General features: G+C 52.4%; 21 protein-coding genes. 9 read left to right on the top strand and 12 right to left on the bottom strand.

Features of this window, described 5'->3' with window-relative positions; genetic code table 11:
* Positions 1-473 precede the first annotated feature (473 nt).
* Genes JWF83_RS00105 through JWF83_RS00140 form a run of 8 tightly spaced genes read right to left on the bottom strand, consistent with a single transcriptional unit; the run spans position 474 to position 8,420 of the window.
* On the bottom strand, positions 474-1,421 hold the full coding sequence (locus JWF83_RS00105) for a ribokinase (protein WP_413647869.1): 948 nt from the start codon (positions 1,419-1,421) through the stop codon (positions 474-476).
* Positions 1,418-2,329, bottom strand: a complete 912-nt coding sequence (gene alsK, locus JWF83_RS00110; RefSeq protein WP_413647870.1) for an allose kinase — start codon at positions 2,327-2,329, stop codon at positions 1,418-1,420. Before alsK ends, JWF83_RS00105 begins: the two co-directional genes overlap by 4 nt.
* Positions 2,326-3,018 carry a D-allulose 6-phosphate 3-epimerase gene (gene alsE, locus JWF83_RS00115; protein ID WP_413647871.1) on the bottom strand — a complete coding sequence of 231 codons (693 nt, stop codon included), beginning with the start codon at positions 3,016-3,018 and terminating at the stop codon, positions 2,326-2,328. Before alsE ends, alsK begins: the two co-directional genes overlap by 4 nt.
* A complete protein-coding gene (locus tag JWF83_RS00120) occupies positions 3,018-4,067 on the bottom strand; it encodes an ABC transporter permease (protein ID WP_413647872.1) in 1,050 nt (349 codons plus the stop codon). Before JWF83_RS00120 ends, alsE begins: the two co-directional genes overlap by 1 nt.
* Positions 4,068-4,083: 16 nt before the next feature.
* Entirely contained in the window at positions 4,084-5,073 is a 990-nt protein-coding gene (locus JWF83_RS00125; protein WP_413647873.1) for an ABC transporter permease, read from the bottom strand.
* Positions 5,066-6,571 carry a sugar ABC transporter ATP-binding protein gene (locus tag JWF83_RS00130; RefSeq protein WP_413647924.1) on the bottom strand — a complete coding sequence of 502 codons (1,506 nt, stop codon included), beginning with the start codon at positions 6,569-6,571 and terminating at the stop codon, positions 5,066-5,068. Before JWF83_RS00130 ends, JWF83_RS00125 begins: the two co-directional genes overlap by 8 nt.
* 3 nt (positions 6,572-6,574) lie before the next feature.
* Complete coding sequence (locus JWF83_RS00135; RefSeq protein ID WP_413647874.1) at positions 6,575-7,558, bottom strand: substrate-binding domain-containing protein; 984 nt, start codon at positions 7,556-7,558, stop codon at positions 6,575-6,577.
* Between the two features lie 31 nt (positions 7,559-7,589).
* Positions 7,590-8,420 carry a DeoR/GlpR family DNA-binding transcription regulator gene (locus JWF83_RS00140; RefSeq protein WP_413647875.1) on the bottom strand — a complete coding sequence of 277 codons (831 nt, stop codon included), beginning with the start codon at positions 8,418-8,420 and terminating at the stop codon, positions 7,590-7,592.
* 366 nt (positions 8,421-8,786) lie between these two features.
* On the opposite strand from JWF83_RS00140, the gene JWF83_RS00145 reads away from it, so the two are divergent.
* The gene (locus JWF83_RS00145) at positions 8,787-9,254 is read left to right on the top strand and encodes a very short patch repair endonuclease (protein WP_413647876.1); all 468 of its coding nucleotides are present in this window, start codon (positions 8,787-8,789) and stop codon (positions 9,252-9,254) included.
* An 8-nt stretch (positions 9,255-9,262) separates the two neighbouring features.
* Here the strand turns inward: JWF83_RS00145 and yedA are convergent, their stop codons facing one another.
* Positions 9,263-10,168, bottom strand: coding sequence for a drug/metabolite exporter YedA (yedA, locus tag JWF83_RS00150; protein ID WP_413647877.1), 906 nt, complete (start codon positions 10,166-10,168; stop codon positions 9,263-9,265).
* Positions 10,169-10,354: 186 nt separating this feature from the next.
* Between yedA and JWF83_RS00155 the strand changes: the two genes are divergently transcribed.
* The 6 genes from JWF83_RS00155 to JWF83_RS00180 all read left to right on the top strand — a co-directional run bounded on the left by JWF83_RS00155 (position 10,355) and on the right by JWF83_RS00180 (position 13,234).
* The gene (locus JWF83_RS00155; RefSeq protein WP_413647878.1) at positions 10,355-10,627 is read left to right on the top strand and encodes a hypothetical protein; all 273 of its coding nucleotides are present in this window, start codon (positions 10,355-10,357) and stop codon (positions 10,625-10,627) included.
* A gap of 14 nt (positions 10,628-10,641) precedes the next feature.
* Positions 10,642-11,550, top strand: a complete 909-nt coding sequence (locus JWF83_RS00160; RefSeq protein ID WP_413647879.1) for a DUF808 family protein — start codon at positions 10,642-10,644, stop codon at positions 11,548-11,550.
* A gap of 66 nt (positions 11,551-11,616) precedes the next feature.
* On the top strand, positions 11,617-11,748 hold the full coding sequence (locus JWF83_RS00165) for a hypothetical protein (protein ID WP_413647880.1): 132 nt from the start codon (positions 11,617-11,619) through the stop codon (positions 11,746-11,748).
* 236 nt (positions 11,749-11,984) lie between these two features.
* On the top strand, positions 11,985-12,164 hold the full coding sequence (locus tag JWF83_RS00170) for a YodC family protein (RefSeq protein WP_413647925.1): 180 nt from the start codon (positions 11,985-11,987) through the stop codon (positions 12,162-12,164).
* Positions 12,165-12,273: 109 nt separating this feature from the next.
* Positions 12,274-12,954: a LexA family protein gene (locus tag JWF83_RS00175; RefSeq protein ID WP_413647881.1), complete on the top strand. Its 681-nt coding sequence runs from the start codon at positions 12,274-12,276 to the stop codon at positions 12,952-12,954.
* 91 nt (positions 12,955-13,045) lie between these two features.
* Complete coding sequence (locus JWF83_RS00180) at positions 13,046-13,234, top strand: hypothetical protein (protein ID WP_413647882.1); 189 nt, start codon at positions 13,046-13,048, stop codon at positions 13,232-13,234.
* A 111-nt stretch (positions 13,235-13,345) separates the two neighbouring features.
* On the opposite strand, the gene JWF83_RS00185 is transcribed toward JWF83_RS00180, so the two are convergent.
* From JWF83_RS00185 to yodD, 3 genes are all read right to left on the bottom strand, one after another.
* Positions 13,346-14,566 carry a glycosyl transferase gene (locus JWF83_RS00185; RefSeq protein ID WP_413647883.1) on the bottom strand — a complete coding sequence of 407 codons (1,221 nt, stop codon included), beginning with the start codon at positions 14,564-14,566 and terminating at the stop codon, positions 13,346-13,348.
* A 42-nt stretch (positions 14,567-14,608) separates the two neighbouring features.
* On the bottom strand, positions 14,609-15,403 hold the full coding sequence (locus JWF83_RS00190; protein ID WP_413647884.1) for a mannosyl-3-phosphoglycerate phosphatase-related protein: 795 nt from the start codon (positions 15,401-15,403) through the stop codon (positions 14,609-14,611).
* Between the two features lie 392 nt (positions 15,404-15,795).
* Positions 15,796-16,029 carry a YodD family peroxide/acid resistance protein gene (gene yodD, locus JWF83_RS00195; protein ID WP_413647885.1) on the bottom strand — a complete coding sequence of 78 codons (234 nt, stop codon included), beginning with the start codon at positions 16,027-16,029 and terminating at the stop codon, positions 15,796-15,798.
* 339 nt (positions 16,030-16,368) lie between these two features.
* Between yodD and JWF83_RS00200 the strand changes: the two genes are divergently transcribed.
* Both JWF83_RS00200 and dsrB read left to right on the top strand, forming a co-directional pair.
* Positions 16,369-16,527: a YqaE/Pmp3 family membrane protein gene (locus JWF83_RS00200; protein ID WP_413647886.1), complete on the top strand. Its 159-nt coding sequence runs from the start codon at positions 16,369-16,371 to the stop codon at positions 16,525-16,527.
* A 73-nt stretch (positions 16,528-16,600) separates the two neighbouring features.
* Positions 16,601-16,798 carry a protein DsrB gene (dsrB, locus tag JWF83_RS00205; RefSeq protein WP_413647887.1) on the top strand — a complete coding sequence of 66 codons (198 nt, stop codon included), beginning with the start codon at positions 16,601-16,603 and terminating at the stop codon, positions 16,796-16,798.
* The last annotated feature ends 23 nt before the right edge of the window (positions 16,799-16,821 follow it).

Consider the following 16,821-nt stretch of genomic DNA (forward strand, 5'->3'; position numbering starts at 1 on the left):
GCTGGCGTGAAAGGAGAAACGGAGGGATTATGCTACGAATGAAGGTCAGAGCCTTAAGGGGAGCCTGAATCTGCCTCCGTTTCATGTAGTGGTAGCTAACCACCACAGAAAACAAGATACAAGGGGAGCCATTAATGGCTCCCGTCCCGAAGGTGGCAGCCGTGCAAACCATTGATACGGGCGGAATAAATCCCGCCCCTACGGCAGAATATCTGACCCCCTGCTGTAGGGGAGCCATTAATGGCTCCCGTCCCGAAGGTGGCAGCAGTGCAAACCATTGATACGGGCGGCATAAATCCCGCCCCTACGGCAGAATATCTGCCTCCTGATGTAGGGGAGCCATTAATGGCTCCCGTCCCGAAGGTGGCAGCAGTGCAAACCATTGATACGGGCGGCATAAATGCCGCCCCTACGGCAGAATATCTGCCCCCCTGCTGTAGGGGAGGCTTTATGCCTCCCTGACGGCGGGGAATTTACAGCGCTGTGACCGCCAGCTGCGGATGACTTTGCATCCGCTCCAGTACGTCAGCATAACGCGGCATACCCTGGGCGGCGCCGATATTCTCCACGCTGACGGAGGCATAAGCTGAAGCAAACAGCGCTGCTTTTTCCAGCGGTTCACCGGCCGCCAGCCGTGCCGCTAAGGCACCGTTAAACGCATCACCCGCGCCGGTTGTATCTTTGGGATGCGCCGGGAATACCGGAATCAGTGACATCACCCGATCCACCGATAACAATGCGCCCTGCATCCCCAGCGTAATAATCAGTTGACCCACCCCTTTATCGTGCAGCAGCATCGCCGCCTGTTTCGCGCTGGCAATATCGCTGACTACCATCCCGGTTAACAACGACGCTTCGGTGCAATTAGGGGTAATTAAATTCACTTTACTCAGCAGCGCATCGCTGACTTTCTGCCACGGGGCCGGATTAAGAATCACAAAAGTCCCGGCATCACGGCCGATATCGATCATGCGCTGAATGGCGTTCAGATTATTTTCCAGCTGCAACAGCAAAATATCGGCCGCTGCAATCGTTGGCTGGCAGCGCTGCGTCTCGGCCGCGGTAACCGTAAGATTCGCTCCCGGATAGACTGAAATCATATTCTCGGCATCATCGCCAGCAACAAAAATCAGGGCGTTGCCGGTCGGTTTTTCTTTGCAGGTAAACAGGGTAATGGCGTCAAAACCGGTATTTTCCAGATGGCGTCGGGCAAAGATGCCGTAATCGTCATTGCCGATCTTGCCAATATAGTGCACCCGCGCACCGGCCCGCAGTGCGGCGGTTGCCTGATTGGCGCCTTTACCACCTGCACCCATCATACTGCTATGGGCGACCAGCGATTCCCCCGGCTTCGGAAAGCGCGCCATGCCGGCGACAATATCGAGGTTAAAGGAGCCAAATACACATACTCTGCCTTTCATAATGCCCTCCTGAAATGCCGCTCTGCTGCGTAACAGGCGCCGCGACAGCCGGTGTAATCCGTCGCATTGCTAAAAATAATCTGTAGTTCATTACGGGTGGCGGGCGGGCGCAGATACTGAATAATTTGCTGATGCAGCTGGGACAGCGGGAAGTCGGCCATCCCCAGTACGCCGCCGCCAAGGATCAGGTATTGCGGATCCAGAATGTTCATCTCAATCGCAATCACCTGTGCCAGACGTCGGACAAACGCCTGCAGATCGGGGTGCGCCTGATGCTGGCTAAACAGAGCGGAGATTGCCGTTTCTGGCGCCATGCGCCGCGCCCAGCTGCTGAGCCAGTGGCCGGAGGTGACGGTCTCCACGCAGCCGAGATTACCACACGGGCACGGCAACGGTTGCTCCGGGCTGGCGGCATAGACCAGCGGAATATGGCCTAATTCACCGGAACTCCCGTGTTGGCCATGGTAGAACTGGCCGTTCAGCCACAGACTGTTGCCCAGCCCGGTACCGGGATAAATCCCGACAGCGTTGTCGGGCAGCTGCGCCATTTGCATCAGATCCCATAGCATCAGATGGTTCACATCTTTATCCATCGCTACCGGAATACCGATTTTTTCGCTCAGCAATTGGGCTATCGGCTGGTGATCCAGCGCCTGAATAAAAGGCAATGACAGTACCTGGCTGCGATCGCGACTGAGAATGCCGGGCAGGCCGAGCATCACGCCATGAATATCCTGTTGCTTCACTGCGTCCTGGATTAGCCTGGCTAAAGCGGACAAGGCATCATCCGTGGTTGCCCAGCTGCTGGTGGCGATTTTATGAAAACCCTGCCACTGACGATCGCTGTCCATAATCTGAAATCGGGTGCTGGTACCTCCAATATCTATACCCAGCCAGGATTGTGTCATGCGGTTGCTCCTGGCACGTTCTGAGCCTGCTGAATGCTTTGACTCATGGTTTCCCACGCCGCAGCAAGATCTTCGTTGAGGTTAAATAAGCCGGAGGTGCCGACAATCAGCACTTCCGCACCGGCCGCCAGCAGGGTGGAATAGGTTTTCGTGTTGCAGGAGCCATCAATTTCAATCAGGTACGGGTGACCATGCTGCTGCTTTAGCGTTTTCAGTTCGGTGATCTTGGCCACCATTTCCGGAATAAACGGCTGGCCGGCATAACCCGGATCCACGGTCATAATGGTGATCTTATCCAGCAGGTGAATATAGTGATGAATAAAAGAGACCGGGGTTGCCGGATTTAACACCACGCCGACTTTTTTACCGAGGGCGCGGATCTGGTTAATAACGCGAAAGGCATCCTTGTTAATGGTTTCCGCATGGGGGCAGATATAATCAGCACCGGCTTTCGCCACGGCATCGATAAAGTCGGTTGGCTCTTCCACCATCAAATGCACATCAATCATTAATGGGGTGTGCGGGCGGATCTGCTCAATAAAAAAAGGCGACAGGGTGATATTTTTCACATAGTGCCCATCCATAATATCAACATGGAGAAAATCAGCGCGCGTATTCAGCACATGTAGCTGTTGCTTAATTTCCATCAGGTTCATACACATCAGGGAAGGGGAGATTTTAGTACGCATCAGATTTCCTTTTTATTGATCAGAGCAGTCTGTTGAGCTATTAGCGCACTTCGACGCATCGCACGATGTTCTGAATAGCGAGAATTAAAAAATTTAATTGAAAGCACCACAATCAGCACCGCGCCCCACATGGCGAGACTAAAGTGCTGACTGATATTCATCAGATTGAAGCCGGTTGATAACACCTGCAGGACGATCAGCGACAGCACTACGCCGGTCACTTTACCGAACCCGCCGTTAGGGTCGGTGCCGCCCAGAATAATCGCCAGTACCGTCAGCAGCAGATAGGAGTCGCCATAGCCAATACGCGCCGAGTTAAAGCGCGCCATCATCACCAGCCCCGCCAGTACGCAGAGTAAACTGGAGATGACATACACCATCACCAGCATGCGGTGGGTATTGATGCCGCTGAACCAGGTTGCGTTGATATTACTGCCGCCCATATAGATGCATTTACCGGCGCGGGTTTTACCAAGAAACAGCGCCATCGCTGCGGCGGCGAAAATAAACAGATACAGCGGCAACGGGATCCCCAGCAAAGTTTCCGAACCGAGGATGCGCACCACTTCCGGCATGCCACTTAACGCGCTGCCTTTGGTCAGGTAAATACCAATGCCTTTTACCGTCATCATGGTGGCCAGGGTGACCAGAATCGGGTGGGCGCCAATCCGGGTGACCATCAGACCGGTAATAATGCCAATTACCGTAGCAATTAACGCGGCGCCGATAATACCCAGTGTCAGCCAGACTAATTGCACAGCGATGCTGGCATCGGCCGGTAAATAACTGAGCAGCAGCCAGGCAATAAACAGACTGGTAATATTCGCGGTGGCGATAATGCACAGATTCAGGCCGCCACTGAGAATGGCAATAAACATCGCCAGCGTCAGTAGCCCTAATTCCGGCAGCTGGAAAGCGATACTCATAAATGTCGGCGCGGTTAAAAAACGTCCCGGTAATAACAGACTGAACAGTATCACTGCCAGAACGATAAGCAGCATCAAACCGGCCTGAACACCGTCAGGTTTAAACATATGCAGTCGTTTCATTGTGCTCTCCTCGATGTCAGATAAAACTGACATCGGTCTCTTTGCGCTTTTTATAATGAGTAATGGTAATGGCCAGCATAATGACGCCGCCAATAACGATATTCATAAAGTAGTCAGATACCCCGATCAGGTTGAGACCGTTTTTCAGAATCGCAATCAGAAAGACGCCCATCAGGGTACCGGTTACCGTACCTTTACCGCCCATTAAACTGGCTCCGCCCAATACGGTGGCGGCCAGCACATCGAGTTCACCCCCGACTAACGCATTCGGCACCACTTCGCCCATGCGGTAGACCTGAACCATGCCGCCAATGGCGGCTAATGCGCCGAGATAGCCGTAAGCAAAAATATGGATCAGACCGACGCGGATACCAATGCGGCGTGCCGACTCCTGGTCACCGCCAACCGCATATAACTGCCGACCGAGGTGGGTTTTATTCAGTAAAATCCAGGTCAGCGCGGCGATGCTCAGCATCACCAGCAGCGGCAGGCCGAGCTGGAAATGCTGGCCGTGGATCTCAAACGGCAGCACGCTGCGCAGAGTCGTCCACCACTCCGGCAATGAGTAGAGGCTGCGGCCATCGGTCAGCCACATCAGAATGCCAAACAGCAGCGACTGCATGCTGATGGTGATAATAATCGACACGATACGTAGTGAGTAGATCAGCACCGCATTGATAATGCCAAACAGCATGCCGCTGGCGATGGCGAGGGCAATGCTGAGTACGGCATTATCAAACTGAAACTGTAAAAACAGGGTGGCGATAAAGTACTGCACCACCGAAGCGACGGCAGCAAAGGAGATATCGATACCGCCCGTGACCAGTACCACAAACAGCCCGAGCGCAAAGATGCCGGTCACTGCATAGGTTTCCGTCAGGTCGAGCAAGTTCTGAATGGTTAAAAACTGATCGCTGGAAAAAGAGAAAATCGTGATGCAGATAACCAATACCCATGCCAGCCAGCCCTGGCTGGACTGCGGTTTAAAACAGGATAAATCAGGCATTGATCACCTCTGCCAGTGTTTGTTGCCCGACGTGAGCCGGCTGATACTCAGCGGTTACCGTGCCATCGCGGAAATGCAGAATGCGATCGCAGTTGTAATAGACTTCAGGCACTTCATCGGAAATAAGAATGATGGCTAATCCCTCCAGCGCCAGCTGGTGGATCAGCCGGTAGATACTGGCTTTAGCGCCGACATCGACGCCAACGGTAGGGGAGTCCAGGATCAAAATTTTCGGCTGGGTCAGGACCCATTTGGCCAGCACAATTTTTTGCTGGTTGCCGCCGGAGAGGGTCGAAATGGCATTGTTCGGGTCAGACACGCGAACACCCAGTTGATTAATCCATTCAAGAATTAACTTGTTTTTCCGGTATTCATCGATGATATGAAAACGGTTACGCAACTGGTCAAGAATCGACAACACCATATTGTCGGCCACTGACTGTTGCTGGATCAGGCCCAGCGTCAGACGGTCTTCCGAGACGTAACCGATGCCGCTTTTAATCGCATCCTCATGGCTGCGGAATCTGACCGGCTTGCTGTCGAGCCAGATTTTGCCGCTTTCCGGCTGCGTCATACCAAACAGCGACAGGGCCAGTTCGGTACGTCCGGATCCCAGTAGGCCGCACAGTCCCAGCACTTCACCGGCGCGCAGTTTAAAGCTGACATCGCGGTATTGCCCGCTGCGCGACAGGTTTTCCACTTCCAGTAAGATTCGCCTTTCGCTGGCATTGGGGGTTTTTAACTGATAATCCAGTTTCAGGCCGGTCATCAGTTCGGTCAGGCGGTGGCTGTCAATGTCGCTGGCAGGCCAGGTGCCGATTTTCCGGCCATCGCGGATCACCGTTACGCGGTCGGAGATTTCCAGCACTTCATCCAGACGGTGGCTGACAAACACCACGCAGATATTTTTCTCTTTCAGATAGCGCACGGTGCGCAGGAGTTGATTGACTTCGGTACGGGTGAGGGAGGCGGTAGGCTCATCCATGATCACCAGTTGCGCGTCAGCCACCAGTGCGCGACAGATAGCCACCTGCTGACGCTGGGCAATGGAGAGCGCCGAGACTTTCTCATCCAGCTGCAGGTTAAACTGTAACTCGTCGATAACCCGCTGTGCGGTCTGGTGCAGTTTCTTCGCGCTGTACCAGCCGGGTAGGCCAGTTAAATTATGTTCAAAGGCGATGTTTTCCGCCACGCTAAGATTCGGAAATAGCGAGAGGTCCTGGTAGATCACCTGAACACCAAAATCACGGGCTTTTTTCGGCGTCAGACGCGTAAAGGTCTCACCGTTACCCAGCGTAATGCTGCTGCCGGCATCCGGGGCATGCACCCCGGAGATGATTTTGATCAGCGTACTCTTACCACAGCCGTTTGTGCCAGCCAGGCAATGTACTTCGCCAGCCATCAACGAAAGTGACAGTTCACTTAATGCCCGATTGCCGCCAAAAGTTTTTGACAGGTTTTCCAGCACAATAAGTTGGCGTGGTTCGATTTGCGTCATCACTTACAGTCCCAGTTTGACCAGTTTCGGCAGGTTGGCTTTATCCAGACTCTCGGTGCTGTTACCGAGGATGGTATGGGTCTGTTCATCAACCTGAACTTTGCCCAGACCTTCAATGGTCATGCCGTTGGTAATCGGCTGTTTTTTCTGCATCATATCGGCAACCCGGATAAATACTTCGCCAGCCGTCAGCGGGTTCCAGATATAGCCACCTTTAATTGCGCCACGGTTAACCAGCGAAGCGCCCTGGCCCGGGCTGAAAGCGCCGATCACGCAAACCTGATCGATCTTCTGCCGGTTCATCACCGCACGACCGGCGCCGATGGGCCCGCTGGAGCCAAAGGCCATTAGCCCTTTCATATCCGGGTATTTGGACATCAGTTCATTGGTGGTACGGATTGAGTCATCCAGTGATTCGCCAACGCCAAATTTATCACCCACCAGTTGCATTTTCGGGTAATTCTGTTTCTGATAATTAATTGCCGCATTGGCCCACTCGTTGTGCAGTGGAATAGTCAGACTGCCGACATACATGGCATATTTGCCCTCTTCGTGCATGCATTCCGCCAGCTTTTTCATATTCGCGATGCCATAGGAGGTCGAATCGACTAATTCGAAATCCCAGTCGGAATATTTCTGACCCGGTGATTCATGGGTGATCACCCGAATACCCGCTTCCTGCGCACGTTTCAATACCGGCTCCAGCACTTTCGGATCGTTAGGCACCACACCAATAATATCGACTTTCTGCGCAATTAAGTCTTCGATGGCACGAACCTGTAATGCCGGATCGGCAGAGGTCGGGCCAACCTGCCAGGCATCAATACCGCGTTTTGCCGCTTCACTTTTAATACCGGTTTCCATCGCGTTAAACCACGGAATACCGCCGACTTTCACCACGATACCCATGCGCAATTTTTCCGCGGAATGAGCAAAGCCGGTGGCAAACAGGGATAGAAGGGTACAGGTAATAAGGGTCTTTTTCATTTTCTCTCCGGTTGTTCTTTTAATAACGGATTTAGTAGTTGATTATTTGCGTGGATTGCGGGCGTTGCGAGCAGTCAATAATATTTACGCCGTTCCATGCTAATTCTTGTTTTAACTCTTTATCTTTCATACTGTCGGTAATAAGAAAGTCCACCTCGCGGTAGTGGCAGATACGCGCGAATGAGGGGTTCAGGAACTTACTGGAATCTATTAACAGGTATTTTCGCTCTGAAGCCAGTAGCATTTGCTGCTTCAGATGAGCATTGTTTTCATGCCCTTCACGAAGATAGCCGTCATTACCCAGACTGCGACAAGAAAAAAAGATCTTGTTTATCAGGAAGTCCTTTAATGGTTGCTCAGCCACTAACCCATTAAAGTCTTCATAGCGTATTGAGTATTCGCCCCCAAGACAGATAGTGCGAATATTTCCCTTTGGCGCCAGTGTTTGCACATTACGTAATGAATTAGTCAGCACCGTTAATTCGACATCCGGTAACTGGCGTGCCAGGAACCAGCTGGTGGTACTGCTGTCGAGTAATATACAGTCGCCGGGGCTGATAAAGTCGAGCGCCCGTTTCGCAATCTGCATTTTCTGATTAACATTTTCATTGACCCGTTGACCAAATGATAAAGCATGTTCTTCCGCCCGACTGGCTGGCGCGGTTAGAGTACCGGCACTGCGCTGCGCCATTACTGCGCCACCGTGACTGCGATTCAGCAAACCTTTTTTCTGTAGCGCCGCTAAATCGCGACGAATAGTCTCTTGCGATACCCTGAGTTGTTCAGTTAACTCTGAAACCAGAATTCGTCCATTTTTATTGAGTTCTTCAATAATCAGGCGCTGGCGTTCAATTGGCATCATGGTGACCCCCGGTTGACATTAAGGTTAAGGAAAACAGCAGATGAAGAACGTGTGCTGCCTGGCACTCTGATACGAAGAAATTGGCGCGCTTTTTCATGTGATGAAATATGAAGATTTATTGTGAAATTAAATGGGAATTACGGTTGAATAGTGACGTTTATCACATTATTTCGGCGGGAAAGATTAACTTTTCACCCGCTTTCGTCGATCGCAGATGTTAGTTTATGGAATTTATGGTTGACCGAATGTGACCGTATCTGTGGTTTTGACCGTTTTCTGTCGCTTCCGGCATTCCCGCCGTGTGATAAAATTTGTTATTAATGAAGGCCGCCCGTGCTGAAAATGTCATCGACAGGAGGAGGGAGTATGGCCGATGTCCACTCTGCTGCTATCCGCAGCAAAAATATGCGCGCCATCCGCACCCAGGATACGGCAATTGAAAAGCGTCTGGCCGGTTTGCTGGACACGCTCGGGTTTAGCTATCGCACCCAGGATAAAACCCTGGCAGGGCGGCCTGATTTTGTGCTGGACAGCTATCAGACCATTATCTTTGTCCATGGCTGTTTCTGGCATCACCACCACTGTCATCTGTTCCGGCTACCGGCGACCCGTTCGGAGTTCTGGCTGCAAAAAATTAACGGTAATGTGGCGCGTGACGCACGGGACAGCGCGGAGCTGAGCGCCGCTGGCTGGCAGGTGTTAACTGTCTGGGAGTGCGCATTACGCGGAAAACTGCGGCTGGCTGATGAAGCAATTACTTCGCGGCTGGAGGAGTGGATTATTGCCGGGAACGGTAATGCCGCGATTGATCATCAGGGCATTCACCGTTGTTAAGCATCGGACTATGCTGAGCGCGACTGGGCTTTTGCCGTCAGCAGATATTTGCCCAGCGTTACCAGCACTACGGCAAAGATGATAATGGCTAATGCCAGCCATTCACGCGTCGACAGGGTTTCATTGCCAAAACTGGTGCCAAGCAATACCGCCACCACCGGATTAACATAGGCATAACTGGTCGCCACTGCCGGACTGACGTTGCGGATCAGATACATATAGGCATTAATGGCAATAATTGAGCCGAAAATAATCAGAAAACCAAGCGCCAGTATACCCTGTATGCCGGGCGCGGCCTGCAGTTTTTCACCGCTGATGGTGCTGACCAGCAGCAGTACCACCCCCGCCGCCAGCATCTCAATTGCCGCCGCCATCGGGCCTTTAGGCAGTTCAATGCGTGAACCCCAGACCGACCCGAATGCCCAGCTAACCGCAGCCAGCAGGATCATCAGCGCACCCAATGGGTTACCGCTCAGATGACCGCCGCTGTTCAGTAAAATAATCCCGCTGAGGCCGACGGCGATCCCCAGCCATTCGATCCAGCGGGTGGCGATGCCAAATAGCTGACTGAAACAGAGTGCGAATAGCGGTACCGTCGCCACCATAACGGCCGCAAGGCCGGAGGGGACATTCTGATGTTCAGCGATAGTCACCAGACCATTACCGACCGACAGTAGCAGTATACCGACCACCGCCGCATTCAGCAGCGCTCGTCGGCCAGGTAGCTGATGCCCGCGCAGGCGCAAAAACAGAAACAGGATGATGCCGGCAATCAGAAAGCGTAAGCCCGCCATCATCATCGGCGGCCAGCTTTCGACACCGAGACGAATAACGTAGTAGGTTGAGCCCCAAATGATATACAGCGTAAACAGTGAAGCGACTAACAGTACAACCGGGGCAGTAAAGCGTGACATGATCCATTCCGGTGGATTAACAGGGGGGATACACTACCGCTAAAATTATTTTACCTCCAGAAATTCGCGTGCGCTGTTGCAATTGTTGCCGATTAAATCATGTGTTAACGGTTACAAAAGATTGCCATTCTGACCCATAATTGTTTAGATCTGGCGTTCCATTGCTAACATACCCACGGTGAACCTATGTCCAGCATCAAGCTGACCGTAAGACGTCTGTATAAATTGCGCGATCAGCGCCTGGTGAATACTCAGGCGACAGCGCGTATTTATGTTGGCGACACCCTGATTGCCACCGAAGAGATTTCCGGTATGACGGAGAGCCCGGTCAGTAAATATCTGCATCACGATCAGGCCGAAGGGCTGCCGGTTCGGGTGGAGTGGGATTGTGATGGTATTGCGGATATGGCTGTCGCTGAAGTGCAGGTTTGTCCCTGCTGTCAGCACCATGAACATTAATCAAGGAATCGACTTTGGCGGGAAGTAGCTTACTGACGTTACTGGATGATATCGCCACGTTGCTCGACGATATTTCGGTTATGGGCAAGCTGGCGGCGAAAAAGACCGCTGGCGTACTGGGTGATGATTTATCACTAAATGCACAACAGGTGAGCGGGGTTAAAGCCAATCGGGAGATACCGGTCGTATGGGGCGTAGCGAAAGGTTCGTTCCTTAATAAGCTGATTCTGGTGCCGCTGGCGCTGGTGATCAGTGCTTTTGCCCCCTGGGCGATTACGCCACTGCTAATGGTGGGCGGCGCCTATCTCTGTTATGAAGGGGTGGAAAAAGTACTGCACAGTCTGCAGCGCGACAAAACGCAGGCGTCAGACGCAGCGCGTCAGCAGCGGTTAATGCAAGCCGCCGGGCAGAATCCGCTGGAGTTTGAACAGAAGAAAGTGAAAGGGGCGATCCGCACCGACTTTATTCTGTCGGCGGAGATTGTGGCCATCACGCTGGGGATAGTCGCCGATGCGTCGTTACTGAATCAGGTGCTGATCCTTTCCGGAATTGCCATCCTGGTGACCATCGGCGTGTACGGCATTGTTGCCGCTATCGTTAAGCTGGACGATCTCGGTCTGTGGCTGACGGAGAAAAATTCCGCCGCCGCACAGGCGATTGGGCGTGGCCTGCTGGTGACGGCGCCATGGCTGATGAAGATCCTGACGGTGGTTGGCACGCTGGCAATGTTTCTGGTCGGTGGCGGTATTGTGGTTCACGGTGTACCGTGGCTGCATCATAACATTGCGCATTTCACGGACGGATTTAATGGCCTGCTGGCGGCACTGTTGGGCAATGGCGCCAATTTAGTCATCGGCTTTATCATTGGTTCGATTGTGCTATTGCTGGTAAATATGATTGCTAAGCTGCGCGCGATACCCTAAAAAGTGGCAGTTGTAGCACGGTAGTGTGCAGTTTGTAATCGGTAAGACAATAACCTGGAGTTAACCATGAACGACGATATGTTCGAATTTGATATTGATGCGCAGCTGGAACAGGCTGAAGCGAATGCCGCAAAGAAAGCCAGTGAAGTGCCTGCCGATCTGGGCGACGAAGCCGATTGCGAAGGCTGCAAAATCTGATTCCAGGCGCTAATGGTTTGGTGAAAAAGGATAACGGTGGTTATCCTTTTTTTTTGATATTTTGCGCAAATAGTCATCATAAAATCGTATATGTAGCTAAATCACTGCAATATCGATATTTTCTTCTCTGGAATGCGGGTAAGTCATTTTTTGTGTCGACGGTCGCAGGCGCGAATCATTAGTGCCTGCTATATTTCCGAAAGTATGTTTTTTTTCACCCTGATAGGAGGCGCATGATGTTCTTTTTTGTCAGTGATGAAGTACAGCTTAAAGATGGCGGACCACGCATGATTGTTACCGGCTATGCCAGCGGTATGGTTGAATGCCGCTGGTATGATGGTTATGGCGTCCGACGTGAGGCATTTAAAGAGGATGAACTGTTTGCCTTTTCCCCCGAGCGCCAGTTCGCCGGCTAGTCAGCTAACCGCCTGCAGATAGGGTTATCTCAGGCGGCCCCTTCCCGAATACGTCCATTCAGTATAAACTTTAAGTCCATTTTGGCTGTAATATGAACCAGGTGAACTTATGCCGGACGAACTTCTGCAGCATAACGCTTTCTCCGCGCGCCTCAATGAGGCCTGCCGACAAAAAGGCCTTGATGCCCATGGGCGTGGGGTGATTCTGGCACGTGCGCTGGATGTGACGCCGCGCGCGGTGGGCAAATGGCTGAATGGCGAGGCGATACCGCGCCAGGGTAAGCTACAGGCGCTGGCGGCGTTTCTTGATGTGAATCTCGAATGGCTGCAGCTTGGCAGCGGCGAATGGGATAACAACGTGAAAGCAGTGGTACAGCCACCCGGCTACAACAGTTATCCGCTGATCAGCTGGGTTAGCGCCGGGTTATGGAGCGAAGCGATTGAACCCTGGGCGCGCGAAGAGATTGACCGCTGGCCTTCGACCACCCGCCATGTTAGTGAGAGCAGCTTCTGGCTGGAAGTTAAAGGCGACTCGATGACGGCGCCTGTCGGGCTGAGCATTCCGGAAGGTATGATGATTCTTGTCGATCCGGAAGTGGCCGCCACTTCAGGGAAACTGGTGATTGCACGTCTGACCGACGCCAATGAAGCGACCTTCAAAAAGTATATTGAAGATGGCGGACGCAAGTACCTCAAGCCGCTGAATCCGGACTATAAGATGCAGGAAATCAGCAATAACTGCCGTATCATTGGCGTGGTAGTGGAAGCCAAGTGGGAGAATTTGGGTTAGTGATCCCATTAACAAAATAGACAATGGCACTTGCCGAATGTGAACTTTAAGTTCATTATCATTTCATAATCTTTTCCGACAGGAGGGTGTGATGGAGATGATAATGAATGCGTTGCTGCTGTTGCTCGGCATGGCCAGAGGTGCGCTTACCCGACTGAGTGTGCAGGAGTGGGGCTATTTATTGGGAGTGTTGTTTACCCTGCTGCGCGGCCTGATGATTTGGCACGATAACCGGGTTGAACAGCGTAAACGTACCGCGATCCTGCAACATCTGGCGTAGCGGCTGGATGCGGATGCGGCGCGTAAAGTGGCAAAACAGTTGCAGCAGGCTGATGACCAGCCGCCGCGCTAAATCCTGGCCGGTATGAATTTACCGGCCAGCGGGCAGGGCTTACACCTGGCCCTGGTTATCTTCTTCTACCGCCTGATAGATGCGTTGCAGAATATCCGGAAAGGCGGATTGCACCCGGCTCCAGCTGGGAATAAACGGTTTATCGTTGGGGCGTTCAATAAACGCCTGGCCGGCTTCCAGTATTGACTGGGTAAACATTTCCACCGCCGCCTCTTCAGCGTGTTGATCGAACTTCAGCCCGTTCATTGCCGCTTCGTGATTATGCACTTCCATTGTATCCAGCGCGTTGCGATAGTAAGTGGCCTTCAGCACGCGGAACGAGTCACTGGTGATATTGACGCCCATGGTGGCCATTTTTCGCAGCAGCGACTGCACGATATCGTTACTCATGCGCCGCAGACCGCCGGTCCCATCCTCTTCCGATAGCGGCTGATGTTTATGATCGTAGTTGTCAGCAATTTCCACCTGACAGCTCTGGCGCGTGGTGTAATTACGATAGATCTCTGACAGCACGCCAATTTCCAGTCCCCAGTCGCCGGGAATTTTGATGCCGTTCAGCACGTGGGTGCGCATGGCGAACTCACCGGAGAGTGGATAACGGAAGCTGCCGAGGTAGTCGAGATAATCGGAATGGCCATAAACTTTCTGCAGCGAGCGCAGTAACGGCCCGACCAGCAGACGACCGACGCGGCCATTCAGTTTATTATCCGCCACCCGTGCGTAGAAGCCTTTGCAGAATTCGTACTGAAATGAAGGATTGGCCAGCGGGTAGAACAGGCGCGCCAGCATACCGCGCTCATAGGTGACAATATCGCAGTCATGCAGCGCCACACAGCTGGTGCGATCCGATGCCAGGGTGTAGCCGGTACAGAACCAGACATTGCGTCCTTTACCTGGCTGGGTCGGCGATAGTCCCTCCTTATCCAGTTCGGCGTCCAGTGCCTTCAGGCGCGGACCGTCGTTCCACAGGATACGATGCCGTTGTGGCAGGCGGGAAAAGAACTCACGGGCGTGCAGAAACTGCTCGCGATCGGCACGATCCAGCCCGATAACAATCTCTTCGAGATAGGGCACCTGCGCCAGTTCATCAACAATATTGCTGAGCGCCGGCCCTTCCAGTTCAGAAAACAGGGACGGGAGAATTAGCCCCATTTTGCGTTTGCCTGAAAACTGCACTAAATCCTGTTCCAGCTCGCTCACTCTGCGGCCGGTCAAATTGTGAAAAGTAGTAATGACACCATTCTGGTAAAAATCACTCATTGCATTCCCCTTTAGACAGCGTGCGGCTTGCCAGCATCATGGCTAATTTTGCGCGATAAAGTATTGCAGCCCTTCGTGCCAGCCCTCGGGGCCATAAGCTGAGGTGTGGTAAATATTCTGCCGATCCTGACGGGTTAAGGTTACCGCGGTTTTACTGTGCCCTTTAATCACGACCGCATAGTCGACGCGGTCGAGCATTGGCGCATCGTTTGGCCCGTCACCTAACCCGATGGTGATATATTGCTGCGGATATTGTTGTAACAGCCATGCCAGCGCCGCGCCTTTGCCGCTGCCGCGGGCCATCACATGCCAGAAGCGTCCACCCTGGGTCAGGGCTAAACCCTGCTGGTCGAGCGCCTGGCGGAAAGCAGCAAACTGCTGGTCGCTGTCGCGCCATACCAGTGATTCCGATGCCTCACGACGCCGGGCCAGCGCGGCATTTCGCACCGTCAGGCCGGTTATCTCCGCCACTTCCTGATCGGTAAAATCGGCAAAACCGCTGAAACGAAACTGGTATTGCTGACGCAGGCGGCGCAGGCAGTGGCAAATTTCGCTGTAATCTTTTCCGGCGTGATGGCGGATAACCTCGCCATCGGCACGATCCAGTTGCACCAGTGCGCCGTTTTCCGCAATAAACGGCGCAGCGCTGAATCCCAGTTGCTGCTGCAACGGAATGATTTCTGAGGCGGTCTTACTGGAACAGATCACCAGCGGGATCTGGTGTTGTTGCAGCTTTTCCAGCCATGACTGTGCGGGTTGCCAACTGTAAGTATGGTGATCCAGTAGCGAGCCATCTAAATCAGTCACTATCATTAACGAGTCATGCAAACTGGGCATGTTACGTACCTCAAATGTTGGCCAGACGGGAAAGATAACTTCCTGATTAGTCGTTAAGTATAACGGACTCTGCGGACTATGGAGTTTATCGCTGCCATATCCGCCGCGTGACGAAAGCGGGTTCAGGCTTGCTCAGAATAATCTTAAAACGCAGCGGGGCACGGCGGTAGCGGTACGGAAAATAACCGCCCGGAAGACCGCGATATCCGTAACGGTCAGTGGCGGGTATGGACAAAAGTTGCAGCAAAAGTCGCATTTTTGTTGCAACATCAGACTTGTCTTAGATAGGTTAAAGCGTAAGCTATTTTTGTTAAGGAATTTCCTGGTGTAACGAATTTCATTGCGTACTCTTCATCCCGGCCACTGGCCGGGATTTTTTTATCAGCCTGATTTTAGCGGTTCACTTCGCTGATCGAAAAGTCACGGATATCCAGTTCGAACGCTTCAGCCAGCTCGGTATACGAGTGATACTGTTTGCCATCAACCTGCACCTGATGCGCCTTTTCGTTATCCACAAACTCTTTCACTTCCCCGGAGGTGCGGCTCTGAATTGCCTCCAGAAGCGCCTCGACATCAATACTGACTTCCCGCTGAACGTTGTCGCTGTACTCTTTCGCTGTAGCCATAGCGTTACCCTCACAGAGCAATGGTTCTGTAAGTATAGTCGTCAGGAAAAAACCAGGGAGTGGGGGGGAGACCGGCAAAAAAAAAGCCCGCGCTGCGCGGGCAAAAATCCTTGTTACTTTTTGGTTGACTGCGCCTTTGGGGTTGGTGCAGTGAGGAAATTGTAACGGCAGAGGGTGTCAAAAATCTCGTGGTGAAATGTTAAGAAATCGAAAATCTCTTTGCCATCAGGGGAACTTACGATGATTTACACGTCAGTTACGGCGGATTCAGAGATAAATGCTATCTTTACCGGTCAGTTTAAAAGGTTGTGTCGGTTCATTTATCCAACAGGAGTTATTATGGATTTTCTGCGTATTGTTATCGCTATCTTGTTACCACCACTGGGGGTTTTTCTGCAGGTAGGCTTCGCTGGCGCATTCTGGCTGAATATTTTGCTCACCCTGTGCGGCTATATTCCCGGCATTGTGCATGCCGTATGGGTTATTGCGCGTCGCTAAGTGATTGCGCGCAGTCAGGAAAACCCGGACGTTTTCAGTTAAACTTCCACTATTGTCGAGCGGGAGGAAATAGATGAAGGTTAATGATCGGGTTACAGTAAAGACGGATGGTGGTCCACGTCGCGCCGGTAAGGTGTTGGCGGTGGAAGATTTTAGCGAAGGGACCATGTATCTGGTGTCGCTGGATGATTATCCGCTGGGGATTTGGTTCTTTAATGAACTGGGCCATGACGATGGCATTTTTGTTGAACTGCACGACGATAAGTTGTAATCAGGGCGGGCATCGCATGCCAT

Origin of the sequence: Pantoea sp. B65 (assembly GCF_047308185.1) — a bacterium.
Lineage (GTDB): Bacteria > Pseudomonadota > Gammaproteobacteria > Enterobacterales > Enterobacteriaceae > Erwinia.